A 25,875-nucleotide genomic window follows, 5' to 3' on the forward strand; every position below is an offset into this window, starting at 1 on the left:
GTTCGGACGGGATGAGGAACGACATGAGTCACGAGGACGCCACCCACGGCCCGGCGCCGATGGGCCGCGTCGACGCGGAGCCCATGCACCGTGCGGTCGACGCACTGGCGGCGGCGCTGCACGACTACGTGGGGACGGCCGTGGGCGTCCGCGCCGAGTTCGGCGCCGCGGAGGCGGACGAGGACCCGCGGGTGCTCGCGCTCGAGTCCACGGTGGGGCACCTGAACGCCGCCCTGTTCGACACCCTGCACGGCTCGCTCGGCATGCACCCGGACCTCACGTCGTCGGTGTGGGAGCCGGAGGAGGGCGCAGACGTCGACGAGATCATCGAGTCGGAGCTGCCCGAGGGCGGTGAGTCGTTCTACCTGGGCTTCGTCGTCGCCGCGCGCGGTGGCGACGCCACCCTGGACGGGGTGATCGACCTGCTCGACGCCGCCGGCGAGTCCGTCGCGGCACACCTCACCGACGGTGGCTACGACATCGCCGAGTGGGCCGCCTCGCGCGGCGAGGCGCCCGGTTTCGGTTTCTACGAGGAGGACGACGAGTGAGCCCCCAGGTACGCGTGGTGCGCGGTGAGCCCGACGACGTCGAGGTGGCGGCCCTGGTCGCCGGCCTCGCCGCCGTGACGGCGGCCGGCCCCGAGCCCGAGGACGCCGCGCCGCTCGACGAGTGGACCAACCACGCCCGGGTGCTCCGGGGGAACGGCGCGGCGACCGCCAACAACTTCGGCGGGCGCTCCGGGCGGCACAACGCCGACGCGTGGCGCTGGAGCCTGCGGTCGTGACCAGGACCCCCCGGCCCGGGGACACCGACGTCGTCCTGTTCGTCCGGTCGCTGGGCACTCGGATCGCCGGCGGCACGCGTGCCGTGCTGGCCCGGGCCAACCTCTACGCCGGCCTCGGATACCGCACCTCCCTCGTGGTCACGGGTCTCCTGGAGGATGACGGCGCCTGGGTCCGCGCACAGGGCCTGCTGCATCCCGACGTCCGTGTGCTGGTGCTGTGGCGCGACGGGCCCGACGACGTCGACCGCGCCCGCGCCCGGGACACCGAGCCGATCGAGGTGCCCCGGATCGCCGCCGGGCCGGGCGTGAAGCGCCGCCGCAGGACCGTCGAGGACGGGATCCAGGTGCGCACGCTCGTGGACGGCACGCTGCGCACCATCGAGCTGCTCGACCCCGCCACCGAGGAGGCCCGTCAGCTCGTCGTGCTGCGCGAGGACGGCACCCGCGAGTCGATCTGGTCGTTCGCCCACGGCAGCCCCATCGCCGTCGACCATCTCGTCCCGAACGGCGGGCGGCGGCGCGAGTTCGTCGTCGACGGGCGCGCGGTCTGGCTCGAGGCCGAGGTGGCCGGGCACGTGGGCGCCGGCGATGCCCGGCTGCGCCTGCGGGACGAGCCGGTCGGGGACTACGCGGGCGCGATCGCCCACTGGCTCGACGCCCGGTTCGCCTCCGCGGAGCGCCTCGTCGTCTTCGCCGACGGCGAGAACGTGTGGCAACGCGCCTTGCGCCTCATGCGCCATCCCCGCCTGGGCGGCGTCTCCGTGCTGCACAACTCGCACCTCTCGGCGCCCTACGACGCCTCGGCGCCCACCCAGGCGGCCTGGAAGGGCTTCTTCTCGGACACCACGAACGTCGACGTCATGGTGTGCCTCACCGAGCGGCAGCGCACCGATCTCCTGGCCCGGTACCCCGGGCTGCCGTTGCGGGTGCTGCGGCACGCGGCGCCCCGGCCGAAGGTCCGGGGCGTGCGGCGTGACCCGGACTCCGTGGTGTTCATCGGCCGGCTGGCCCCGCAGAAGCAGCTCGACCACCTGCTGCATGCGTTCGTGCTGGTGCACGAGCGCGTGCCGAGCGCGCACCTCGACGTGTACGGGACCGGCAGGGACGAGGCGTCGCTGAAGGAGCTCGCTGCCGAGCTCGGCCTGGAGCCCGGCGTCGACGTCCGGTTCCACGGCGGTACGGCGCAGGCGCTGCACGCGTTCGCCGGCTCTCGGGTGGCAGCGATGTCGTCCCTCCACGAGGGCCTGCCGCTCACCCTCACCGAGGCTATGTCCGTCGGCACGCCCTTCGTGGCGTACGACTGCAACTACGGCCCCGCCGAGGTGATCCGGGACGGCGAGAACGGGTTCCTGGTGCCGCGCGACGACGTCCAGGCCCTCGCCGACCGGCTGGTTCAGGTGCTCGAGGACGACCGGCTGGCCCGCCGGCTCAGCCGCGGTGCGAGACGGGTGACCAGCAGCTTCTCGCCGCGCCGGTACAGGGACGCCTGGCGGGACCTGCTCGACGACGTCGCCAGGCGCGAGTCGAGCAGGTCGCACACCGTGGCGAGGAGCTGACCCCGGTCGATCCAGAGGTTCTCGAGGTGATCGCGGACGTCGTTGCCGCCACGGCGTTCGCCCTCACCGGCTGCCTCCCCGAAGAGGGTCACCGGCACGGGCCGACCCTCCGCCTCACGGGCGCCCGGGCGGCGCTCGGGAGGCACGGCACCGAGCGACGCCGGCGCGTACACGACACCGGGGGCGTCGCTGAACCAGCCGACCTTGTGCTGGCTGGTCCCGTTCGGCGCCACGTACACGTCCGTGGCCTCGGCCCACAGCACGGCCTCCCGCAAGGAACTGCCCACCAGGTCGACCACCTGGTCGCCGTGTCGAGCGCCCTCCTTGATCGCCCGTGACACCGTGTGCAGCTCGTCGATGCTGCTCTGCCACCGCTCGGAGACCAGGTCGTTGTCCATCGGGTACGAGTAGCCGTCCAGCAGGACGAGCGCCCGCGGGTAGCGCAGGTGCAGCGCGTCGATGAACCGGGCCACCTCGTGCTCCTGGTCCGCCCATGCCCTGCTGCGGACCCGGAGGCCGATCCACACCACGGGACCACTCCGGGCGCCCGTCGACGGCGGCTGGGCGTATCCGGGGGTGGGGTCCGCCCGCGCGACACTCTGGCGGATCCTTTCCACGAGCGACCGGCGGATGAAGTAACCGCCGACCGACACCACGAGGTGCTCGTGCGAGAAGGGGTACGGGTCGCGTACGCCCCGGCGCGGCTCGTCGACCACTCGCGCCCCGGAGAACTCCGGGAAGAGCTCCAGGAAGGCCCCGAAGAACCGGGTCCCGACGGTGCGGACCTCGGCGACGTTGGCCGCCACGCCGTGCTCGACCAGCCGCTCGACGCCTGGGTGGAAGTTCCAGACGTGATGGGCGAAGTTCTCCGCCACGGTCATCTGGAGCACGACCGTGCGCTCCGTCCGGGGATCCGGCCGGCTCGCGACCGCCCCGGCGTACCGGTCCCGCTCGGCGACCACGCGGTCGAGCAGGCTCGTGAGCAGGTTGACCATCTTGTGCGGCGGGAGGATCGGGCGGCCGAACGTCGCGCCCAGATCGAGCAGGACCCCGCGTGCCGGCAGGAAGACGTACGCGGCCTTGAAGCCGGCGCCGAGGCTGAGCAGCATCGTGTGCTCACGGTCACCGAAGGAGTAGACGGCCTTGCCGAACGACACCAGCGCGTCGAACGGCGCACACTCCGCACCGGTCAACGGGTCGCGCAGTACCAGCCGACGCTCCCGGACCGCCCGGGTCTGGTGGGCGAGGTGCGGGTCGTCGGCGTCGGCGATCTGCCGCTGGGCGAGCGTCACGAACTCGCGGTCGTCCGGCTGCGGCACGTCCGGCGCGAGGAACTCCTCCCGCCACCACGCGATCGCGTCGGCAGAGAGGGGCACCCCGTCCGCGACGGCCTCTTCGGGCGTGACGATCCGCGGCACGGCGGCGAGGAAGTACAGGTCCTTGACCACGGCGGGCAGCGCGGCCACCCGGTCGGCGTCCGTAGCGGGGAGCGGCTCGAGGGCGGCGTAGGCCGCCCAGACCGCCGCGCACGCTCGCGCTTCGTCACCAGCGAGGAACGCCGTGAGCGCCCCGGACTGCGCCCGCCGTTCCGTCTCCGCCTCGGGCCCGCGGAGCAGCTCGTGCAGCACGACGGGCAGGGGGTCGTCGGCACCCGCCTGGAGCGCCGAGAGTCGTTCGGCCCACGGCACGTCATCCGTGCCGCGCGCCACCGCGCGCCACTCGTCCAGCGCGGGCCTGGACGTCGGTTCGTCCCGCAGCACGCGCGCGTAGGCGTCGTCCACATCGGCGACGGGTGCGCCGGACGCCACGAGCGCCCGCGCGAGGCGCCGGGCCGTACGGCGGTCGTTGCCCGTGCCCCGCTCCAGCGCCTTGCGCAGGTGCGGCACCGCCGCCGCGGGCTGGTCGGTCGCCTCCAGCGCCGCGGCGCACGCCAGCAGCATGCGCACCCGGCCGGGAAACCGGACCGACGCCACCCCGGCCAGGTCTGCGGCGAGCGACCGCTCCCCGGCATCTCCGACGCGCACAAGGGTCGCGACCACGTCGGGGACGGCGACCTTCTGCCGCTTCTGCAGAGCACGGACGAGGTCCTGGACCTCCTGGTGCAGGACCTCGTCCGTGAGAACCGCCTCGGTCACGCGCTGATGCGGCGCGACTCGACGAAGGCGGTGCCCTTGTCCCACAGGTCGCGGTACTTGACGTACAGCTCCTGGTTCCAGGGCTTGAGCCAGCCTGCCCAGTGCACGATGCTCGGGTCGGTCACCGTCTCCTGCGTGGGCCAGTTGTTCCAGACCGGGTCGATCTTCCGGTACCGGGAGCCCGCGTAGCAGTTCAGGATCTCCTGGTCGTTGAGCCCGTAGGTCTCGACGTACGCCACGTACTCGGCGGTGAAGCCCTCGGACCGCATCTGCGCGAGGTCCATCAGCAGGATGCCGGCGTTGAAGCCGTCGAAGTCCTTCGGGTGCCGCTGGTACATGGTGCGGAAGAACTCGTTGGCCACCTGCGGCTCCTCCGACAGGCGACGGCCCTGCTTGAGGATGTTGCCCAGACCGCTGCGCACGCCGTGCCCGACGGACGAACGGGCCGCGAGCGGCGAACCACCGAGCTCGGTGTCGTGCAGGGTCGCGATGTCCTTGACGGTCAGCGCGTCGATGTCGTGGTAGACCACGCGGTCCAGATCCGGCAGCAGCTCGGGCAGGAGCAGGCGGTCCATCGTCGAGACGGTGATGTGCTTGAGCATGCCGAGCACGGGGCCGTAGTCGATGTCGTCGCAGGCGATCCACTCGAAGGTGACCTCGGGGAACAGGCCGGCGAGCCGGTCGTGGTCCGCCGTGGTGTGGTCGCGGGTGAGCGCCACCACGTGGAGGGGCCGGTCGGAGTGCTGGACCATGCCGCCGATGACGACCTCCATCTCCGTCTTGAGGTTGCCGTCGAGCGCGACCGCCACGTGCACGGTCTCGCCGCTGCGGGGCGCGGTGGCGGGCGCCACGACGCGCGAGGCACGTGCCGTCCGGCACGCCTCGTCCACGTCGAACGACGCCGTCAGGCTCGTGGTGGGAGCCGCGAACCGCTGCTCCGCCAGTGCCACCTCGGGGGCCACGGTCTTGCGCCACTCGGCGTAGACCTCCTCACGCGACGCACCCTGGAGCACGAGAGCCATCGCCGGAGCGAGCAGTCGGCGGATGCGCTCACGCATCTCGTTCAGGTCGTTCTCGTCGGCGTCGAGCAGGCCGGCGAAGCGCACGTCCGCGCGGTTCTTGGGCGTGAACTGCACGTTGGCGCCGATCGACCACGACGGCAGGTAGCAGTGCAGGCGGGAGGTGACGACCTGGCCGTACTCCGACCGGTAGCTCTCCAGCAGGCCGAGCGCCTCGCGGACGTTCGGGCCCATCGACGTCCACCGGACGTCCTCGTGCATCTGCGTGACCTGGATGGCGTCCTCCGACGGCGCCGGCGTGTCCACGTAGACGGTCGGGCCGCCCGCGGGGACCGGCGCCTCGGCGTCCGGGAACACCGTGCTGATCGTCGTCGTGAGGCAGCCGGAGAAGAAGGCCGGCACACCACGGGCGAGGAGGAGGTAGACGGTGTTCCAGTCGCGGCAGCCGATCGGGCCGTTCGCCTTGAGGTACTCGATCGCCGTGGGGGTGAGCATGCTCGGGCGGTTCACGTGGAACGAGATGAACAGCGGGTTCACGTTCGGGTTGAACGGGAAGTCGTAGGCCAGCCCGAAGATGTCCTGCATGTACCAACCGAACGCGATCGCCCACGTGTTCTCCGGCACGGCGTCGTAGCTCGACGAGTCCCGGTTCAGCGTCATGAGCTGGACGTCGGCACCCGGGCCGTCGATCTGCAGCTCGGGGCGGACGCGGTCCTGGAGCTCGGAGACGACCTCGACCAGCTCGTCGTCGCCGTGCAGGCGCAGGCCGGCGTGGCGCACGAGGTGCCCCAGGCTCGCGATGGTCTGCACGTAGTCGCCCACGTTCGACGACGTCGTGGCCTCGTCCGGCTGCTTGTAGTCGATGACGCCGAACGAGACGCGTCCCTCCGGGACCGTCGCCGTCCGCGGCTCGACGGCGCGTGCCGTGAAGTCGGCGAGCAGGTCGATGCGGCGGACGAGCGCCTCGTCCGCGTCACCCGACTCCCGTGCCGCGTCGAGCGCGCTCGAGACCGCCGCGTGCTCCTTGACGGCGAAGAAGATCGACGCCATGGCGTACAGGTCCTTCGCCCCGCGCACCAGGCCCTGGTCGATCCACTTGACACACGTGTCCACGACACCGAGCTGGCCTACCTGCGCCGCTGTGCGGAGGTACTCGACCGGCGCGTTGCGGGCCACGAGGTCGTTCGGCACCTCGGAGAACAGGTCCCAGGCCAGGTCGTAGGTGCCGGCGTGCCGCGCGACGAGCGCGCCGCCCAGTGCTCCGGCGACGCGGGTCTCGGGCTGGTCGTGCAGCGAGTGGCACAGCGCACGGGCGCTCACCAGCACCTCGGAGTTCAGCTTGCGGGTGAACCGGCCGCGGATCATCTGGACCACGCCGTCCGCCAGCGGCACGCCCGAACGCAGGATCCGCGCGAGCTCGGCGTCCGCGGCTGTGCGCTTCGCCGCCTGGACGTACTCCCGCTTGGCGCGGACCTCTCCCTCGGGCAGGCTGCCCGGCTCCAGCCCCAGGGCGACCTCGACCATCTGCTGGTACGAGGCCCGCAGCCGGGTCAGAGCCTTCTCGGCGACCGTCGGCTTGGACGTCGACTTGGCCGTCGACGGCGCCTTGGCCGGCACGGCTACCGGGACGGCCTTCTTCTCCTGCGACGCGGTGGCACCGGCCCAGCGATCAGCGGTGCGGGCGATCTTGCGAAGCGCGCGATGGCGCAGGCTCCGGCGTCGAACATTCATGCATGCAGCCTTTCTCGGGGTCGGCGAGCTGGACGCTCGAGCCGGGGACGATCGTACCGTCCGGGCCGATCCAAGGTCTCCTCACTCCGCCACACAGTAGGTTAAATATCTCGGCACGACTGGAGCGTGCCAATAGGCTCGGCCGTCATGACCGGTCTTGTACGCACGAACGCCGTGCGCTACAGCGGCAGTGCGCATCGACGAGATCAGGGAGCATGTGACGTGGCCGGTGAGTGGCATCCCGACATCGAACGCGCACTGGTTCCCGGAGTGTCGGCGCATGCCATGTGGGTGACTGTGGGCTGGTCGCTCTATATCGGCCTTGGAACAGCTGCGATCGCGCTGGCTCTCTGGGTACTCGACCAGCCCCTCTGGGCGCTGGCTCCCTTCATGATCAGCGTGCTCGCATTCGTGGTGAACCGAGGCGTCGACGTCTTCATCCCGTTCCGTGAGAAGAAGGAGGCGGCACAGGGGTACGCGACCTTCGTGCGGGGCTTCGGGCCGATGCGGCTTGAACATGTCGATCCAGGGACCGGTCGGCTGGTCTCGTTCGCGGGCGAACAGCTCGGCAGGAGCGAACGGCGGGAAAGAATCCGCCTGATCCGGGCGCAGCACAACGCTCCCGGCGACAGGAGGAGCTGAGTCGACCCGGCGCGACGAGCGGCGAGGATTCACTCCTCGGGGCCGCCGCACCCCCCTAGGCTCAGCCTCATGACCAGCCCTTCCCGCACACCGACACCGATCGACGCCATCGCCGACGACTACGTCACGCGCCTGACCGAGCTCGTCCCGCTCTCGGCCACGGCCATGGGCCTGCCCGGGCACGACCACGAGATCGGCGATCTCTCCCCGGCCGGCCACGACGCCGTCGCGCAGGCCGGGCGGGAGGTCCTCGCGAAGCTCGACGGGCTCGAGCCCGCGGACGACGTCGACCGCGTCACCCTCTCCGCCATGCGCGAGCGGGTGGGGCTCGACCTCGAGCTGCACGAGGCCGGAGAGGGCCTGCGCAGCCTCAACAACATCGAGTCGCCGGTCCAGCAGCTGCGCGACGTCTTCGACATCATGGCCACCGACTCGGTGGAGGCGTGGGAGAACATCGCGTCCCGCATGACCGCCCTCCCCGGCGCCGTCGACGGGTACATCGAGTCCCTCACCGTGGCAGCGGCCCGCGGCGACGTCGCCGCCGTCCGCCAGGTGCGCGAGTGCGTCACGCAGGCCCGGGAGCTGGCCGCCGGAGACTCCTTCTTCACGTCGTTCGTGACGGGCGAGGCCGCGAGCGCCACGCTCGGCGAGGGGCACGCGCTGAGCGGTGACCTGGTACGGGCGGCGCAGGGCGCGCAGGCCGCGTACGGCAGGCTGGCCGACTTCCTGGAGCGCGACCTCGCGCCGCGGGCGCCCGAGGCCGACGCCGTGGGCCGCGACCGGTACACCCTCTGGTCGCGGTACTTCCTGGGCGCGAAGGTCGATCTCGACGAGACGTACCAGTGGGGTCTCGAGGAGCTGGCCCGCATCGTCGCCGAGCAGGAGTCGGTGGCCGCGACGGTCGCCGGTCCGGGCGCGACGGTCGAGGAGGCCGTGGCGGTGCTCGACGCCGACCCCTCGCGCAAGCTGCTCGGTACCGCGGCGCTCAAGGCCTGGATGCAGGAGACGTCCGACGCGGCGATCACCGCGCTGAACGGCACGCACTTCGACGTGCCGGAGCCGGTGCTGGACCTGGAGTGCATGATCGCGCCGACCCAGTCCGGCGGCATCTACTACACCCCACCGAGCGACGACTGGTCCCGGCCGGGCCGTATGTGGTGGGCGGTGCCGGAGGGTGTCACGGAGTTCAACACCTGGCGCGAGAAGACGACGGTCTACCACGAGGGCGTCCCGGGCCACCACCTCCAGTGCGGCCAGGCGGTGTTCGCGCGCGAGACGCTCAACAACTGGCGCCGCCTGGCCTGCTGGGTGTCCGGCCACGGCGAGGGCTGGGCCCTGTACGCGGAGCGGCTCATGGCCGAGCTCGGCTACATGGAGGACCCGGGCGACCGCCTCGGCATGCTCGACGCGCAGCGCCTGCGCGCGGCGCGCGTCGTGTTCGACATCGGGGTGCACCTCGGTATGCCCGCCCCCGAGGAGTGGGGCGGCGGCACCTGGACCGCCGAGAAGGCCTGGCCGTTCCTCAGGGCCAACGTGAACATGCCCGAGTCGTTCGTCCGCTTCGAGTTCAACCGGTACCTCGGCTGGCCGGGGCAGGCGCCGTCCTACAAGGTGGGCCAGCGGCTGTGGGAGCAGACGCGGGACGCCGCCAGGGCGGCCGCCGGCGAGAGCTTCGACGCCAAGGCCTTCCACGCGCGGGCGCTCAACCTGGGCTCCGTCGGCCTGGACACCCTCCGCGAGGCGATGGCCTGACGTCCGCCGGGTCAGACGCTCCGGGGCACTCGGGTGCCCCGGGCGTCTGACCCACCCGGAAGCCTGGGAAGTGACGTGGGTCACATCGCGCGCTTCGCGGTGCCCCTGTATCGCCGGCCCGCATCCTCGTTACTGTGGCGCGCGTGCCACGCCTGGTCCTCGCCTCACAGTCCCCCGCCCGACTCGCGACGCTGAAGTCCGCCGGAGTCACCCCGGAAGTCGTCGTGTCCGGCGTGGACGAGGAGAAGGTCCTCGCCGACGCCACCGAACGGTTCGGCGAGCTCGATCCCGCCGACGCCGTGCTCGTGCTGGCGCAGGCCAAGGCCGAGGAGGTGGCGTCCCGGCTGGAGCGGGCTCGGGACAACACCGAGGCCGACGCGCCCGACGCGCCCGACGACGTCATCGTCGTCGGCTGCGACTCCATGCTCGAGTTCGACGGCACCGTGGTGGGCAAGCCCGCCGACGCCGCTGCCGCGCGCGAGCGCTGGCGCGCCATGCGTGGGGGCAAGGGTGTCCTGCACTCGGGCCACTGGGTGGTCGACCTGCGCGACGACGAGGCCGGGGGCACCGGCGGCACCCTCGGCTCGACCAGCTCGACCACCGTGTGGTTCGCGGACATCGAGGACGACGAGATCGACGCCTACGTCGCCACCGGGGAGCCGCTGCACGTGGCGGGGGCGTTCACCATCGACGGCCTCGGCGGGCCGTACGTCGAGCGCATCGAGGGCGACCACCACGGCGTCGTCGGGATCAGCCTCCCCCTGCTGCGCGAGCTGCTGGGCGAGCTGGGCGTCCCCTGGCGGACCCTCCGCACCCCAGCCGCCCCTGGCCGCCGCCGAACGTAGGCACCGTCGCACTAAGCCGCCGAGCGTAGGGGTGGTCGCTTCATGAGCGCCCATGAAGCGACCACCCCTACGCTCGACTACGGCGCTACGTCTGTGTGGGGAGCCGTCAGCGAGCATCGTCTCGCCGGAGTGGAATGCTCGTCCGTCGATCTCGACCACCACGTAGCGACCGTCGGGCAGACCCCAGACGAAGTCGACCCGGGCCAGGACGACACCGTCCGCGATGAACGTGACCTGCTGCCCGTCCGGCGGCACGCCGTGGTCGATGCAGCTCAGCCGCGCGTATGTCTCGGCGATCGACCCGTCGCGCCGCTCTGTCAGGTCGAACAGGCAGTGCACACCTGCGGCGCCACGCCGCCCCCGCACGAGCTCACGGACGCTCCGGAGCCCGGCCTCACCGAGGCGTCCCTGCCGCAGCGCGTCGCCGAGGACAGCCACGGCCTCGTACCGAGACAGGTGGGGCAGCGCCTGTGCCAGTGCCGGGACCAGCGCAGCGATCCGGCGCCCTCGGTAGGGCTGGTCCGCGAAGAACCGATACCGACGCAGCACGACCCCTTCACCGACAACCGCGTACATGCCGCCCGGACGAGCTGCCTCCGGTCTCAGGTCGGCGGGCAGCCCACCGACCCCGAGCAACGCCAGCGCGCAGACGCCCGTGGCGATCCCGTCCGGCACCGCGAGCATGCCCGTCCAGGCAGCCCGGCGCCGGACGTGGTCATGGCGGCCGTCCCGCTGACGCCGCTCGAGCGGCTCCGGGTCGGTGTCGTAGACACACCGGGCGACGCGACGCCACCGGCCCTGCCGGATGAACAACGCCACGGCATCCTTGTTCACCCCTGCCGCCTCGCACTGCGCCTTGTTCACCAGGCCTTCCTGTGCGGCGGCGACCGCCAGCAGCGGCTGTGGCACGGGCCTGACGGGTCTCATGGCACTGATCCCACGGCATCGGGCGGCTCACCGGCGGCCGGTCCGCCGGCATTGTGGACAACCGCGCCGCCACGACGACTGTGGTCGAGTTCCCGGGCTGATACCCCCGTCGTCGCGCCACAGATGTCTGGAGGACATTCGCAACGTGACCGTGGGGCCTGGCGACGAACGTAGGCACATTCGCTCCAAACCCCCGAACGTAGGGGTGGTCGCTGCACAGACGCCCAGAACGCGACCGCCCCTACGTTCGACGCCTGGCCTGGAGGACGTGCCTTCTGCCGGATGTGCACAATGGAGGTCGCGGCAGCCGACGCTCCAGGGCCGACGCCATGTCTGAACCCTCCAAACGGCCCGCGCCGGGGTTGGTCTGCTCCCCAGACTTTTCGCCGGGTACCCGGAGGCGGTACGTCCGCCCCTGACGACCGGGTTACGGTGAGCCGTGCCCAGTTCCAGCCTGCCCCGAACCATCTCGAAGGTGCTCATCGCCAACCGCGGTGAGATCGCCGTCCGCGTGGCCCGTGGATGCGCCGACGCGGGGCTGACGTCCGTCGCCGTCTACGCCGACCAGGACCGGGAGTCGCTGCACGTGCGGCTCGCCGACGAGGCGTTCGCACTGGGCGGTGCTCGCGCCGCGGACACCTACCTGGACCCCGCCAAGCTGCTCGACGTCGCACGCCGCTCCGGCGCCGACGCCGTGCACCCGGGCTACGGCTTCCTGTCCGAGAACGCGGAGTTCGCCCAGGCGGTGATCGACGCCGGCCTCACGTGGATCGGTCCGCCGCCGTCGGCGATCGAGTCGCTCGGCGACAAGGTGAGCGCGCGGCACATCGCGCAGCGCGCCGGCGCGCCCCTGGTCCCCGGCACGCCCGACCCGGTCAAGGACAGCAGCGAGGTCAAGACCTTCGCCGAGCAGTACGGGCTGCCCATCGCCATCAAGGCGGCGTTCGGCGGCGGCGGCCGCGGCCTGAAGGTCGCGCGCACGTACGAAGAGATCGACGAGATGTTCGACTCCGCCGTCCGTGAGGCCGTGGCGGCCTTCGGGCGGGGCGAGTGCTTCGTGGAGCGCTACCTGGACAAGCCGCGCCACGTGGAGACCCAGTGCCTCGCGGACACCCACGGCAACGTCGTCGTGGTCTCCACCCGGGACTGCTCCCTGCAGCGCCGCCACCAGAAGCTCGTCGAGGAGGCGCCCGCGCCGTTCCTCACGCCGGAGCAGGAGAAGTCCCTGTACGCGGCGTCGGAGGCGATCCTGCGCGAGGCCGGCTATGTCGGCGCCGGCACGTGCGAGTTCCTCGTCGGGGTGGACGGCACCATCTCCTTCCTCGAGGTGAACACGCGCCTGCAGGTGGAGCACCCGGTGACCGAGGAGGTCACGGGCATCGACCTCGTGCGTGAGCAGCTCCGCATCGCGGCCGGCGAGGCGCTCGGCTACGACTCTCCCGTGGTCCGCGGGCACTCCATCGAGTTCCGCATCAACGGCGAGGACCCGGCCATGGGCTTCCTGCCGGCGCCAGGTCGGCTGAACACGATCGCGTGGCCGACGGGCCCCGGTGTGCGCGTCGACACGGGCGTCGTCGCGGGCGACTCCGTCTCCGGCGCCTTCGACTCGATGATCGCCAAGCTCATCGTCACGGGTGCCACGCGCACCCAGGCCGTCGAGCGGGCTCGCCGCGCCCTGCGCGAGCTCGTGGTCGAGGGCATCCCGACGGTCGTCCCCTTCCACAAGGCGGTCCTCGAGGCGGACGCGTTCGTCCCCGCCGACGGCTCCCCGTTCCGGGTGCACACCCGCTGGATCGAGACAGAGTTCGCCGACACCCTCAAGACGCTGGCCCCGGCCACGCCCGCCGCCGCCCCGGAGGCCCCGGAGGAAGAGGTCGCCGCCGAGCGCGTGGTCGTCGAGGTCGGCGGACGCCGCCTCGAGGTGGTCCTGCCCGCCGGCCTGGGCGTCGCCGCGGGCCGCGCGCGGTCGGCGAACGCCGCTCGTCGTCCGGCCCGGCGCACCGCCGGTGGCAAGACGTCGGGAACCGCCGGGAACACGCTGGCCTCCCCCATGCAGGGAACCATCGTCAAGGTGGCGGTCGAGGACGGCGCGACGGTGGCCGAGGGCGACCTCGTCGTCGTCCTGGAGGCCATGAAGATGGAACAGCCGATCCTTGCGCACCGCGCGGGCACCGTGCGGTCCCTGACCGCCGCACCCGGCGTCGGTGTGACGGCGGGCGCCGCGATCTGCGAGATCGTCGACTGAGCAGGAGCTCGCCAGCCCTCGACCGGGTGAATTCTTCGTCAACACGGGTGAAAAGAGCTCAGTAGGTCACTTTAGCGGTGGAACGCGGCCGGAAAGTCGCTTTTGATCCGCTAGGTTCTGCGACGTGACACACGTCGTAGTACTCAGCCCTGAAGAGGCCATCGCCCTTGTCCGCCCGCGCAAGTCGCTCCCGTCGTTCGTCAGCGAGCTGACCTGTGACGACGGCGTCATCTCCCTGACCGGAGACCTGCGCCGCCTGACCTATGCCCCGCTGCCCGTCAAGATCGCGGCCAAGGCCGTCCCGGTCATGCACGGCTCGGCCCGGATCACGTCGTTCTGGCAGAACATCGCGGTGCTCCAGGTCGACGCCGACGCCGCCGGCCTGCCCGCCACCAAGCTGCTCCCGCTGGCCGCCGGGACCATCGCGAAGATGGCGCGCAAGAGCGGCCTGCCCGAGCACGCGGTACAGCTCCGCAAGGACGGCACCATCTCCCTCGACGTGCGCGCCCTGATGCGCGGGTCGTTCGCCGAGGTGACGGACTTCCGGTTCGAGGACGGCAACGTGGTCGTCGAGGGCGTCCCCGCCTGAGAACGAGGCACGCTGACACGCACCGCCCGGACCTGACAGACTGACGCAGTGCCGAACGCGACCGTGCCCCCGACCGACCTGCACCGGCATGGCGGGGACGGGTGGGTGACCTGCGGGGACCACCGGCACTGGGGGCTGTTCGGCGCCGCCGGGCTGCTGCTCGTCCGCCGGGACGCCGACGGAGCGCCGTCGGACGTGGTGCTCCAGCACCGTGCCCTGTGGTCGCACATGGGCGGCACGTGGGGCATCCCCGGCGGCGCGCTGGCACCGGACGAGAAGCCGGCGACGGGCGCCCTGCGCGAGGCCGCCGAGGAGGCGGCCATCGACCCGGCAGCGGTGCACGTCGTCGGCACGTACGTGCTGGAGCACCCTGCCTGGACCTACACGACGGTGGTCGCCGACGTCGCCCCCGGGTACCGCATCGAGCCGCGCGCCGCCGATCCCGAGAGCCTCGAGGTGCGCTGGGTGGGGCTCGGGGACCTCGGCTCGCTGACGCTGCTCCCCGCGTTCGGTGAGGCCCTGCCGCGGCTGCTCACCATGCTGGGTTAAGGTCGATTCGTGCACATCCGGATCGCACCCGAAGAGGTGCTCGGCCTGGCGAGGATCGCCCATCAGGCCCCGCCCATCATCACGTCCGTGGTCGGCGACGGGGACGTCATCCGCGTGGTCGCGGACCTGCGCCGCCTGGAGACGCTGCCCGGCCCGCTCAAGCTGGCCGTGAAGATCGCGCCGATCGTGCGGGCCGACGTGAAGCTGGCCGGCTTCGAGCGGGGCGTCGCCACGCTCTCCGTCGAGGTGAACGCTGCCGGCCTCCCGGCACACCGGCTGCTCAGCCTCGCCGCAGCGCCGATCGAGCAGGAGGTCGCCAAGCAGGGCCTGCCGCCGGGCGTCGTGGACGTGCAGCCGGACGCGCGGATCGCCGTCGACGTGGAGCGCCTGCTCGAGGCCAAGGTGCCCGGCCTGACGGTCACCCACGCGAAGGTCGAGGACGGCCAGATCGTCCTGGACGCCTCCGTCGCCTAGCAGCGCCGAGCAGCGGGTTGTGGGTTACTTGCCTACTCGCGCGTCCAGGACGCGCGCGCCCTCCGCGATCGAGCCCGACAGCGACGGGTAGATGGTGAACGCGGAGGCCACGTTCTCGACGGTGAGCCGGTGCTGCACGGCCAGCGTGATCGGGAAGATCAGCTCGGACGCCCGCGGCGCCACCACCACACCGCCGAGCACGACACCCGCTTCGGGATGCGCGAAGAGCTTCACGAAACCGTCCCTGATGCCGAGCATCTTGGCGCGCGGGTTGCGCGCGAGCGGCAGCGTGGTCGTGATGTACCGGGAGTTCTGCGCGCGCAGCTTCTCCTCGCTGTAGCCGACCGTGGCGATCTCGGGCGCGGTGAAGATGTTCGAGGCGACCGTACGGAGCGCGAGCGGCTGGACGGCGTCCCCCAGGGCGTGCGCCACGGCGATGCGGCCCTGCATGGCGGCCACGGACGCGAGCGGCAGGACGCCGGTGCAGTCGCCCGACGCGTAGATGCCGCGCACCGAGGTGCGGGACACCCGGTCCACGACGACGTGCCCCGACTCCGACAGCCGTACCCCCGCCTCCTCGAGCCCGAGGCCCGAGGTCGAGGGCACCCCGCCGACCGCCACGAGCACGTGCGAGCCGTGCACGACGCGGCCGTCCGACAGGGTCACCTCGACGCCGTCGTCGGTCCGCACCGCCGATGCGGCGCGCGAGCGGGACAGCACGGTCATGCCCCGGGAGCGGAACACGCCCTCGAGCAGCTCCGCGGCGTCCTCGTCCTCACCGGGCAGCACCCGGTCACGGCTGGAGACGAGCACGACGTCCGACCCGAGCGCGTTGTACGCGCCCGCGAACTCGGCACCCGTGACGCCGGAGCCCACCACGATCAGCCGCTCGGGCAGCTCGCGCAGGTTGTACATCTGCGTCCAGGTGAGGATCCGCTCGCCGTCGGGCACAGCGGTGGGCAGGGTGCGTGGGGTGGCGCCGAGCGCGAGGAGGATCGAGTCCGCCTCCAGCCGCTCGGTCGTGCCGTCGGGCAGCTCGGCGACCACGTGCGCCGGCCCGTCCAGCCGGCCCGTGCCGTGCACGATGCGGATGCCCTCGCGCTCCAGCCGGCCGCGGATGTCCGCGCTCTGCGCACGGGCGAGCGCGAGCACGCGCTTGTTCACCGCCTGCAGGTCGACGAAGTGCTTGCGCTTCTCGTCCGCCGTCCCGGCCGCGGACGCCGCCGCCTGCACACCCGCGCTGCCCAGCGCCGGAGCCGCGTGGGCGGACACCACGGGGATGCTGCCGGTCGCCGGCGAGACATCGGCGTCGGACATCGGGTCCACGACGTCATCGGGCGTCCGGATACCGAGCTCGTGGGCACTGTCGGCGATGGTCATCCACTCGGCGGTGGCGATCAGGGTCTTGGAGGGGACGACGTCGGTCAGGACCGCCGCACCACCCAGGCCCTGCTGCTCGACCACCGTGACCTGGGCGCCGTGGCTGCGGGCCACGAGCGCCGCCTCGTAGCCGCCGGGCCCACCTCCCACGACGACGACGTGGGGCGGGACAGCTGCGGGATCGAGGGAGGTCACGATCCCATTCTCGCATCGTCCGCGCGCCTCGGGGATCCGCTGGGCCCGTGGGCGCGTGCCAGGAGGAAAGTGGCGTTAACCTCGGACCATGAGCACGGAGCCAGATCTTGACGACCCGATGACCGACCCGTTCGACGTCGCTGCCGCGGCCGCGGAGTACATCGCGGCCAAGACGGGGGTGCGGGGACACGACGTCGCACTCGTCCTCGGCTCCGGATGGGGTGGTGCGGCCGAGCTGGTCGGCGACGTCGTCGCGGAGATCCCCACCGCCGAGATCCCTGGCTTCATCCAGCCCGCGGTCAAGGGCCACCTGAGCACCACGCGTTCCATCCGCTTCGAGCGGCCCGACGGCGCGGTGCGGCACGCACTGGTCCTCGGCTCCCGGACGCACCTCTACGAGGGCCTCGGCCCCCGCCGCGTGGTCCACGGCGTCCGCACCGCCGCGGCCGCCGGCTGCGAGACCGTGATCCTCACCAACGGCTGCGGCAGCGTCCACATCGGCTGGCGCCCCGGCCAGCCGGTCCTCATCAAGGACCACCTGAACCTCACGGGTCAGACACCGCTCGAGGGCGCGAAGTTCGCCGACATGACGGACGTCTACACGCCGCGCCTGCGCGACGTCGCACGCAGCGTCGACCCGGACCTGCCGGAGGGCGTGTACGCGCAGTTCCGCGGCCCCCAGTACGAGACGCCTGCCGAGGTCAAGATGGCGTCCCTGATGGGCGCGGACCTGGTCGGGATGTCGACGGCGCTGGAGGCCATCGCGGCCCGGCACTGCCGCATGGACGTGCTCGGCATCTCGCTGGCCACCAACCTCGCCGCCGGCATCAGTCCCCACCCGCTCTCCCACGAGGAGGTGCTGGAAGCGGGCCGGGAAGCCGGGCCGCGGATCAGCGACCTGCTCGCTCGGGTGATCAAGCAGATCTGACGCCATGTCCGCCAACCTGCCGACCACCGCCACGGCGCACTCCGCGCCCGATCTCGTCGCGCGCGCCGAGGCCTGGATGGCCGCCGACGTCGACGCGGCCGACGTCACCGAGCTGCGCAACCTGGTCGCTCGCACCACCGACAGCAACGTGGGCGAGCTGGCCGTCGCCGAGCTCGCCGACCGGTTCTCCGGCCTGCTGCAGTTCGGTACGGCCGGGCTGCGCGGCACCATGGCCGCCGGCCCGAACCGGATGAACCGCGCGGTGGTGATCGCCGCCGCGGCAGGCCTCGCCGCCTTCCTCACGAAGGAGATCGACCGCGGCACACCGCGCGTGGTGGTCGGGTTCGACGCCCGGTACCGCTCCGCCGAGTTCGCCCGCGACACGGCGGCGGTGCTGGTCGCCGCCGGCGCCGAGGTGCTGCTCATGCCCGCGCCGGGCCCCACGCCGGTGCTCGCGTTCGCGGTACGCCATCTCGCCGCCGACGCCGGTGTCATGGTCACGGCCAGCCACAACCCCGCCGCCGACAACGGCTACAAGGTGTACCTGGGTGGACGGGTCGTCACCGATGCCGGCCAGGGGGCGCAGATCGTCCCGCCGTACGACGCCCTGATCGCCGGTGAGATCGCGCTCGTCCGCGCCGCCAAGGACGTGCCGCGCGCCGAGTCCGGGTGGACCGTGCTCGGCCAGGAGATCACCGAGGCGTACCACGCCGCGGTGGCCACCCTGCACGACGACGAGCCGCGCAACGCGTTCCGTATCGTCACCACGTCCCTGCACGGGGTGGGTGGCGCCGCCGTCGCACGGGTGCTGGCCGAGGCCGGGTTCGACGACGTCGTGCCGGTGGAGGAACAGGCCGAGCCGGACCCGGACTTCCCCACCGTGGCCTTCCCCAACCCGGAGGAGCCGGGGGCCATCGACATGGCGCTGGCCCTGGCACAGGGCGCCCACGCGCATCTCGTCATCGCGAACGACCCGGACGCCGACCGCTGCGCCGTCGCCGTGGTCGACCCGCAGTACGGGACGTACCAGGGCACGCAGACCGCCTTCTCGCAGGGCTGGCGCATGCTGCACGGCGACGAGGTCGGCATGCTGCTCGGCTGGGACGCCGCGGAGCGCGCGGCGCGAACAGGCAAGGGCGGCACGCTGGCCTGCTCGATCGTGTCCTCGCGCGCCCTGGCGGCGATCGCCGCCCACCACGGGCTCGCGCACGCCACGACGCTGACCGGCTTCAAGTGGATCTCGCGGACGCCGGACCTCGTGTTCGGGTACGAGGAGGCGCTCGGCTACTGCGTCGACCCCGAGCACGTGCGGGACAAGGACGGGCTGTCGGCGGCGGTCGCCGTCGCACAGCTGGCGAACCGGCTGGCGGCGGAGGGCCGCACGCTCCTGGACCGCCTCGACGACGTGGCCCGCGCCTGCGGGCTGCACGCCACCGGCCAGCTCTCGGCCCGGTTCGACGACCCCACCCGGATCGAGGCGACCATGGCGGCGCTCCGCACGGCGCCGCCGTCCGTCCTGGCCGGCTCACCCGTCGACTCGGTCCGTGACCTCGCCGAGGGCCTCGACGGTCTGCCCCCCACCGACGGCGTCGTGCTGCTGACCGCCGACGACACGCGCGTCATCGTCCGGCCCAGCGGCACCGAGCCCAAGGTCAAGTGCTACATCGAGGTGGTGTCGCCGGTCGAGCCGGACGCCTCCGCCGACACCCTGTCCGCGGCGCGCGTCGCCGCGCGGGACCGCCTGGCCCAGGTGCAGGCGGACCTCCGGGCAGCACTCGGTCTCTGACGCCTCTGACACCGACGGTCCCGCCACCCCACGGGGGTGACGGGACCGTCGTGACCAGTCAGGTGCCCTGATGCCTACTGCACGACCGCGGGCAGCACGTCCACGACGTCCGAGTTGGCGGCGACGAAGTCGGGCACCTCGTCGTTGGCCACGGCCTCCATGAGCGGGTCGAACGTCGCGCGGTCGAGCACGACGATGGACTGCCCGTCGGCGCTGCGCCCGGTGCCGGAGTACGGCGCGGTCATGAAGGTGATGTCGTTCGTCGCCATGTCCCCGGCACCCATGACGAGATCCTGGATCCGGTCGATCGTGAGGCCCTCGTCGACCGCCACCGAGCTGGTGATGGTCTCGAGGAAGCGACCCATCTTCAGGGGCTCCGTCATGCTGTTCTTCGCCTTGGCCACGATGGCTCGCATCCAGGCCTGCTGCCGCTGCACGCGGCCGAAGTCGCCGTTCGCCAGCGCGTACCGCTCGCGCGCGAAGGTGAGCGCCTCCTCGCCGTTCATCGCCTGCCGCACGGAGCCGCCGTTGCCGTCGGGCACCGTGATCTCGACACCGTCCAGGGAGTCGGTCAGCGCCTCGAAGGACTCGAAGTCGGTCACCGCGAAGTGGTCGATGCGCACGCCCGTGAGGTTCTCGACGGTCTGGATCATGAGGGACGGGCCGCCGTAGGAGAACGCGGCGTTGATCTTCGCCTCGCCGTGGCCCGGGATGGGCACCCAGGAGTCACGGGGGATGGAGATCGCCGCGGCCGACTTCCGGTCCGCGGCCAGGTGCACGAGCATGATCGCGTCGGTGCGCTGCGCGCCCGCCTCCCACGCGGTCGGGTCGCCCGCCGAGATCCGGCTGTCGGAGCCGAGCACGAGGATGTTCACGGGCGCCGTCGGCCCCTCCACCGCGGGCGCGCTGGGCCGCGTCGTGGGATCGATCTCGGCGAACGCGTCGACCCGCTCCATGTTGTTGTCGAGCGACATCCGGTACCCGAAGTACGCCGCGGCTCCTCCCCCACCGACCAGCAGGAGGGCACCTACGACGATTCCGGCGACAAATCCGCGGCTCCGGGGTGCACGTCGGGCATGCCGCACGTCCCCGTCCACGGGGTTGGGTGCGGTGAGTAGATCGTTCATTCGATCGGGGGCGGCCATGAGCGATGATCTTAGTGGCGAATTCGGCTACTACTCTTGAGCCTGGCCCGCAACCGGAAAGAGGCCGCAAGGGTGAAATCCGGCGACCGCTGATGTGGCGTCGGACAGAGAGGAGAGTCGCAGTGACCGCTGGCGCCAGACGGCCGCAGAACCGCACGATTCTCCTGGTCACACACCATTTTGCGCCCGAGTCAGGAGCCCCTCAGCGACGCTGGGGCGCGCTCACCGGGCACCTGGTGCCGGCCGGTTTTCCGGTAACCGTCCTGACACCTCCCCCGCACTACCCTTCGGGAAAAATCACCCATTCTTCACCCGCATTCCGGCCAGGTTCAGTGGTCAGGGGCAGTAATGGGGAAAAGATCATCCGGGTGAATTTTCGGGAGCACTCCCACGGGCTCGGCTCGCGCGCCGCGGACCAGCTGGTCGCCGCGATCAGCTCGGTGCTCCGCGGCGTCCGGCCCTCCGCGGGTCGACCCGCGGTGGTCATCGCGACGGTGCCGGGGATCCCGAGCGTCATCGCCGGCTGGGCTCTCGCCCGCTGGCACCGGGCCCGGTTCGTCGTGGAGATGCGTGACGCCTGGCCGGACCTCATCGAGCCCAGCGGCATCCTGCTGCGCCGGAGCCGCACCGGCGGTCTGCGCCGTCGGCTCCGTGATCTCGCGGCCCGCGCCGTGCACCGCACCGTGACGCGGATCCAGACCCGTGCGGACCTCGTGGTCACGACCACCGCGGCCTTCGCCGAGGTCCTGCGAGCACGTGGCGTCCGCGACGTGGCGGTGGTCCGCAACGGGACCGCCTTCGCGCCCGTGCGTGGGAACGCTCCCGTGGTCCTGACGGGCCGCCCGCTGCGTGTCGTCTACGCGGGCACCGTCGGCCGGTCGCAGGGTCTGGACGTCGCCGTGCGCGCCGCCGCCCTGGTCAAGGAGCGCGGCTACGCCCTGGACGTCCGCATCGTGGGGCACGGCAACGAGCTGGCGCCGCTCCGGCAGCTGGCGGCCGAGCTCGACGCACCGGTCCGGGTGGAGCCCTCCGTGCCGTCCACCGAGGTGCGCGAGCTGTACGCCTGGGCCGACACCGTCGTCGTCTCCCTGCGGGACTGGGAGCCGTTCGAGTGGACGGTCCCGTCCAAGCTGTACGAGGTCATGGCGTCCGGCGTCGTCGCCTCGGCATGTCTCGCCGGCGAGGCCGCGAGCCTGGTCTCGGCCAACGGCGCGGGCGCCGTCGTGCGCCCGGGCGACGTCGAGGGCCTCGCCGACCTGTGGTGCGGCTGGCTGTCCGACGGCGTCGTGCCCGCCGCATCGTCCGACGCCGCCGCCTGGGTCGCCGAGCACGCGAGCGACGAGGTGCTGGGCCACCGGTACACCGAGCTCCTCGACACCCTGCTCCCCAGTCCGCTGCCGGACGCCCCGCTCGACCGGAGGGTCCGGTTCTGATGGCACTGCCGTTCCGTCGTGCGGGCGAGCTCGCGCGCAACCTCCGCTTCACCACGTCCTTCGTGGCTCGCACCCTCGTCGAGGACCCCCTGTGGCTCGCGATCCAGGCGACCCGGCGGGCGCCCGAGCCGCTGCGGCGGCCCCTCGTGCGCGCGCTCGGGAACGCGCCCGCACCGTCCGCGGCCCACGCGCTCGGGCGGATGCTGGCCGGGGACACGGCCTGCGCCGCCGACGAGGCCGAACAGCTCCTGACCCGCCGGGACGGCCGCGGCCTGCGGGTCGCGGCCGAGGTCGCCGTCGCGGTGGGCAGGCCCGAGCTGCTCGACCACGTCGACGCGGCCGGACCTGCCCGCTTCCGCGCCGCCTGGCTGCTGGGCGACGTCGAGGCCATCGGGCCCGACGCGCCCGCCGGCCTCCGCGCCCAGGTGTCCGTGCTGCGGGCCGAGCCCGCGGACGACGCCGCCGGCTCCCGGGCGACCGGAACAGCGCCGGAGCCGCACGGCTCGGGCGCGCTCACCGTGCTGCACCACCTGACCAACTCCCTGCCGCACACGCAGAGCGGCTACACGCTCCGCTCGCACGCGATCCTGGTGGCACAGCGCGCCGCGGGGCTCCCCGCGGTCGCGACCACCCGGCCCGGCTACCCGCTGACCATCGGGTCGCTCGCGGCCCGCGGGGCCGACGTCGTCGACGGCGTCACCTATCGCCGTCTGATCCCGGGACGCGTCGCGTCCGACGTCGCACGCCGGACCGCGCAGGAGACGGACCTGCTGACCGAGGCCGCGCGGGAGGTGAGGGCGGACGTGCTGCACACCACCACACCGTCGAGCAACGGGGTGCTGGCGCGTGCCGCCGCCCGTCGGCTCGGGATCCCGTGGGTCTACGAGGTGCGCGGGCTGCCCGAGGAGACGTGGGTCGCGTCGCACGGCACGCCGGCGGCACGCGCCCGCGCGGCGTCGTCCCGCCGCCGCGAGCTGATGCGCGCGAAGGAGACCGAGCTCGCGCTCGCCGCCGACGCCGTGGTCACGCTCAGCGGCACCATGCGCGACGAGCTCGTCGCCCGCGGCGTGCCCGCGCACCACATCACGGTGGTGCCGAACGCCGTGCCGGACGCGCTGCTCACGGCCCAGCACCCCACGCCGGAGGCGGCGCGGGCGACCCTCGGCCTCCCGGCCGGGCCCGCCATCGGCACGGTGAGCAGCCTGGTCGACTACGAGGGCCTGGAGACGGTGGTCCGCACGGTCGCCACGCTGCGCGCCCGCGGGCACGACGTCACGGGCCTGCTGGTGGGCGACGGCGTCTCGCGGCCGTCGCTGGCGCGCCTCGCCCGCGAGCTGGACGTGGCCGACCACTTGCTGCTCCCCGGACGCGTGCCGCCCGACGTCGCCCTGACCTGGCTCGCCGCGCTCGACGTCGTGCTGGTACCCCGCCGTGACCACCAGGTCACCCGGCTGGTGACACCGCTCAAGCCCGTCGAGGCGATGGCGGTCGGCCGGCCGGTCGTCGCGAGCGCGCTGCCCGCGCTCGTCGAGGCGGTGGGCGGTGCCGGGCTGCACGTCGACGCCGACGACACGGAGGGCTGGGCCGACGCGGTCGGCACCCTCCTGAACGACGCCGGACGGCGCGCCGAGCTGGTCGAGCGCGGCCGTGGGGTGGCCATCGAGAGGACTTGGGTGAGGAACGCGGAGACGTATCAGGGCATCTACCGGCGGTGTCTCGGGGTGACGGGATGAGCGCGGGGCCGGAGACCGGGACGTACGCGGCTCTGTTCGACGCGTCGCCGACGACCACGAAGCTGGTGACGCTCGGCAACCTGTCCCGTGTCGGGGCACGGCCGCCGATCGGGCAGTACATCCGGCTGTTGTGGGCGCGGCGCCACTTCCTCTGGGCGGACGCACGGGCGAAGGTCGCCAGCGGTACCCGGCAGAGCCTGCTGGGCAAGGCGTGGCTCATCCTGAACCCGTTGATCGACGGCGCGGTGTACTTCCTGGTGTTCGGGCTGCTCATGAAGAACGCCCGCGACATCGACAACTTCGTCGGGTACCTGCTGATCGGCGTGTTCCTGTTCCAGTTCACCACGCAGTCGATCACCGGTGCGGCACGTTCGGTGCAGACCGGCAAGAACCTGATCCGGGCGTTCACGTTCCCGCGGGCCGCGCTGCCGATCGCGGAGGTGCTGCGCAACCTGCTCAACCTGGGCCCCACCCTGGTGACGCTGGCCGCGCTGATCTACTTCACGTCGCCGGCCGAGGAGTACACCTGGCGGCTCGCGCTGGTACCTGCTGCTCTGGCGCTCCAGGTCATGTTCACGACAGGGATCTCGCTGCTGGTCGCACGGTGGGCGGCGGCGCTGCCGGACGTCGTGAACCTCGTCAGGATGGTGACGCGGGTGTGGCTGTACGCGTCGGCGGTGTTCTTCTCGTTCGACGCGCTCCTCGCCGACCAGCCCGAGCTGCAGAGGTGGCTCGAGGCCAACCCGATGTTCATCGTGCTCGACATCGTGCGGGACTGCGTGCTCTATGCCACCACGCCGGACCCGATGCGCTGGGTGTGGCTCGGCGGCTGGGCCGTCGGCACCCTGGTCATCGGGTTCATCACCTTCTGGAGCGCGGAGGAGAGCTATGGCCGCTGACCTCGACTACCCGATGCCGCCACAGCTCGGCCAGGGCGGACCCGCTTCGATGCCGGTGCCGCTCCAGGGCCCGTTCTCGGGCGCGGTCCCGATGTCGGTGCAGGCCCCGCCGCACACCGGCCAGCTCGCCGCCGTCGCGCCACGGTCCGGGAGCACACCCGTGCTGTGGCCCACGGTCGCCGTCCAGGGCCTGCGGATGTTCTACCGGACGCCCTCGACCGACACGACCCGTGGCCGCCGCGCCAAGCTGAAGCGTGCGGTGCTCAACACGCTGGGCCAGGAGCCCAAGGTGACGGTGCGCGCGCTGACGGACATCTCGTTCGTCGCGAACTCCGGCGAGCAGATCGGCCTCGTGGGCCAGAACGGGTCCGGCAAGAGCACGCTCCTGCGGATCATCGCCGGCCTGGAGAAGCCCACCAAGGGCCAGGTGCTGGCCGAGAGCACACCCGTGCTCATCGGTGTGAACGCCGCCCTGGTGCCGGACCTGCCCGGTGAGGAGAACGTGCGCCTCGGCTGCCTGGCCATGGGCCTGTCCCCCGCCGAGGCGCAGGCCGCCATCCCGGACGTCATCGAGCTGGCCGGCCTCGGCAAGTCCATCTACCTGCCCATGCGGACCTACTCGTCGGGTATGGCGGCGCGGCTCCGCTTCGCCATCGCGACGGCGGCGCGCCCCCACATCCTGCTCATCGACGAGGCCCTGGCCACCGGTGACGCAGCGTTCAAGGAGCGCAGCGAGGCTCGCATGGAGCGGCTGCGCAAGGAGGCCGGAACGGTGTTCCTGGTGAGCCATGCGGCACAGACCATCGAGGAGTCGTGCACCCGCGCCATCTGGCTGCACCACGGCCGCCTCGTGCTCGACGGCGAGGCGCAGGACGTCGCCGTCCGCTACCGCAAGTGGGCCTGGGCCCACGCGAAGGACAAGCCGGACGAGGCCAAGCAGGTTCTCGACGAAGCCTTCGCCGAACGACGGGAGACGCAGGTGCGGTTCGACACGCCTGAACCGCCCAAGGGGCGGGTACGGGAGCGGCATGCCCGGCCTACGGGGCGCGACGCCAAGCAGGCCCGGGCCACGGCAGCACGTGCCGACGCCCTGCGCGCAAGGATGGAGGGCCAGTGAGCCGCCCCCTC

General features: G+C 72.3%; 20 protein-coding genes. 17 read left to right on the top strand and 3 right to left on the bottom strand.

Going from position 1 to position 25,875, the window contains the following annotated elements:
* Positions 1-23: 23 nt before the first annotated feature.
* The 3 genes from LUM46_RS19900 to LUM46_RS19910 are packed head-to-tail and all read left to right on the top strand — an operon-like array spanning position 24 to position 2,340.
* Positions 24-548 (top strand): hypothetical protein, encoded by a 525-nt coding sequence (locus tag LUM46_RS19900; protein WP_274996344.1) that lies wholly within the window; start codon positions 24-26, stop codon positions 546-548.
* A complete protein-coding gene (locus LUM46_RS19905; RefSeq protein ID WP_274996345.1) occupies positions 545-784 on the top strand; it encodes an acyl-CoA carboxylase epsilon subunit in 240 nt (79 codons plus the stop codon). Before LUM46_RS19900 ends, LUM46_RS19905 begins: the two co-directional genes overlap by 4 nt.
* On the top strand, positions 781-2,340 hold the full coding sequence (locus tag LUM46_RS19910) for a glycosyltransferase (RefSeq protein ID WP_274996347.1): 1,560 nt from the start codon (positions 781-783) through the stop codon (positions 2,338-2,340). The genes LUM46_RS19905 and LUM46_RS19910 overlap by 4 nt, the downstream gene beginning before the upstream one ends.
* A 2,131-nt stretch (positions 2,341-4,471) precedes the next feature.
* Here the strand turns inward: LUM46_RS19910 and LUM46_RS19915 are convergent.
* Positions 4,472-7,225 carry a glycosyltransferase gene (locus LUM46_RS19915; protein WP_274996350.1) on the bottom strand — a complete coding sequence of 918 codons (2,754 nt, stop codon included), beginning with the start codon at positions 7,223-7,225 and terminating at the stop codon, positions 4,472-4,474.
* Positions 7,226-7,372: 147 nt separating this feature from the next.
* Here LUM46_RS19915 and LUM46_RS19920 point away from each other — a divergent pair, with 147 nt between their 5' ends.
* From LUM46_RS19920 to LUM46_RS19955, 8 genes are all read left to right on the top strand, one after another.
* On the top strand, positions 7,373-7,867 hold the full coding sequence (locus LUM46_RS19920; protein ID WP_274996352.1) for a hypothetical protein: 495 nt from the start codon (positions 7,373-7,375) through the stop codon (positions 7,865-7,867).
* A 69-nt stretch (positions 7,868-7,936) separates the two neighbouring features.
* Positions 7,937-9,619: a DUF885 domain-containing protein gene (locus LUM46_RS19925; protein ID WP_274996354.1), complete on the top strand. Its 1,683-nt coding sequence runs from the start codon at positions 7,937-7,939 to the stop codon at positions 9,617-9,619.
* 143 nt (positions 9,620-9,762) lie between these two features.
* On the top strand, positions 9,763-10,464 hold the full coding sequence (locus tag LUM46_RS19930) for a nucleoside triphosphate pyrophosphatase (protein ID WP_274996356.1): 702 nt from the start codon (positions 9,763-9,765) through the stop codon (positions 10,462-10,464).
* A 42-nt stretch (positions 10,465-10,506) separates the two neighbouring features.
* The gene (locus tag LUM46_RS19935) at positions 10,507-11,565 is read left to right on the top strand and encodes a hypothetical protein (RefSeq protein WP_274996358.1); all 1,059 of its coding nucleotides are present in this window, start codon (positions 10,507-10,509) and stop codon (positions 11,563-11,565) included.
* Positions 11,566-11,830: 265 nt separating this feature from the next.
* Entirely contained in the window at positions 11,831-13,636 is a 1,806-nt protein-coding gene (locus tag LUM46_RS19940; RefSeq protein ID WP_274996359.1) for an acetyl/propionyl/methylcrotonyl-CoA carboxylase subunit alpha, read from the top strand.
* A gap of 124 nt (positions 13,637-13,760) precedes the next feature.
* Entirely contained in the window at positions 13,761-14,225 is a 465-nt protein-coding gene (locus LUM46_RS19945) for a hypothetical protein (protein ID WP_274996361.1), read from the top strand.
* Between the two features lie 48 nt (positions 14,226-14,273).
* Positions 14,274-14,774: an NUDIX domain-containing protein gene (locus LUM46_RS19950; protein ID WP_274996362.1), complete on the top strand. Its 501-nt coding sequence runs from the start codon at positions 14,274-14,276 to the stop codon at positions 14,772-14,774.
* A 9-nt stretch (positions 14,775-14,783) separates the two neighbouring features.
* Positions 14,784-15,248, top strand: a complete 465-nt coding sequence (locus LUM46_RS19955; protein ID WP_274996368.1) for a hypothetical protein — start codon at positions 14,784-14,786, stop codon at positions 15,246-15,248.
* Between the two features lie 24 nt (positions 15,249-15,272).
* On the opposite strand, the gene LUM46_RS19960 is transcribed toward LUM46_RS19955, so the two are convergent.
* Positions 15,273-16,823 carry an NAD(P)H-quinone dehydrogenase gene (locus LUM46_RS19960; RefSeq protein ID WP_374726940.1) on the bottom strand — a complete coding sequence of 517 codons (1,551 nt, stop codon included), beginning with the start codon at positions 16,821-16,823 and terminating at the stop codon, positions 15,273-15,275.
* 88 nt (positions 16,824-16,911) lie between these two features.
* Between LUM46_RS19960 and LUM46_RS19965 the strand changes: the two genes are divergently transcribed.
* Entirely contained in the window at positions 16,912-17,751 is an 840-nt protein-coding gene (locus tag LUM46_RS19965; RefSeq protein ID WP_274996369.1) for a purine-nucleoside phosphorylase, read from the top strand.
* 4 nt (positions 17,752-17,755) lie between these two features.
* Complete coding sequence (locus LUM46_RS19970; protein ID WP_274996370.1) at positions 17,756-19,537, top strand: phospho-sugar mutase; 1,782 nt, start codon at positions 17,756-17,758, stop codon at positions 19,535-19,537.
* 74 nt (positions 19,538-19,611) lie between these two features.
* On the opposite strand, the gene LUM46_RS19975 is transcribed toward LUM46_RS19970, so the two are convergent.
* On the bottom strand, positions 19,612-20,682 hold the full coding sequence (locus tag LUM46_RS19975) for an LCP family protein (RefSeq protein WP_274996372.1): 1,071 nt from the start codon (positions 20,680-20,682) through the stop codon (positions 19,612-19,614).
* Positions 20,683-20,774: 92 nt separating this feature from the next.
* Here LUM46_RS19975 and LUM46_RS19980 point away from each other — a divergent pair, with 92 nt between their 5' ends.
* From LUM46_RS19980 to LUM46_RS19995, 4 genes are read left to right on the top strand one after another with little or no spacing between them, the layout of a single operon-like run.
* Positions 20,775-22,115, top strand: a complete 1,341-nt coding sequence (locus tag LUM46_RS19980; RefSeq protein WP_374726941.1) for a glycosyltransferase family 4 protein — start codon at positions 20,775-20,777, stop codon at positions 22,113-22,115.
* Positions 22,115-23,848: a glycosyltransferase family 4 protein gene (locus LUM46_RS19985; protein WP_274996375.1), complete on the top strand. Its 1,734-nt coding sequence runs from the start codon at positions 22,115-22,117 to the stop codon at positions 23,846-23,848. The genes LUM46_RS19980 and LUM46_RS19985 overlap by 1 nt, the downstream gene beginning before the upstream one ends.
* On the top strand, positions 23,845-24,747 hold the full coding sequence (locus tag LUM46_RS19990; protein WP_274996376.1) for an ABC transporter permease: 903 nt from the start codon (positions 23,845-23,847) through the stop codon (positions 24,745-24,747). Before LUM46_RS19985 ends, LUM46_RS19990 begins: the two co-directional genes overlap by 4 nt.
* Positions 24,737-25,864: an ABC transporter ATP-binding protein gene (locus LUM46_RS19995; RefSeq protein ID WP_274996377.1), complete on the top strand. Its 1,128-nt coding sequence runs from the start codon at positions 24,737-24,739 to the stop codon at positions 25,862-25,864. The genes LUM46_RS19990 and LUM46_RS19995 overlap by 11 nt, the downstream gene beginning before the upstream one ends.
* Positions 25,865-25,875: the final 11 nt, after the last annotated feature.

Origin of the sequence: Promicromonospora iranensis (genome assembly GCF_028994805.1) — a bacterium.
Lineage (GTDB): Bacteria > Actinomycetota > Actinomycetes > Actinomycetales > Cellulomonadaceae > Promicromonospora > Promicromonospora iranensis.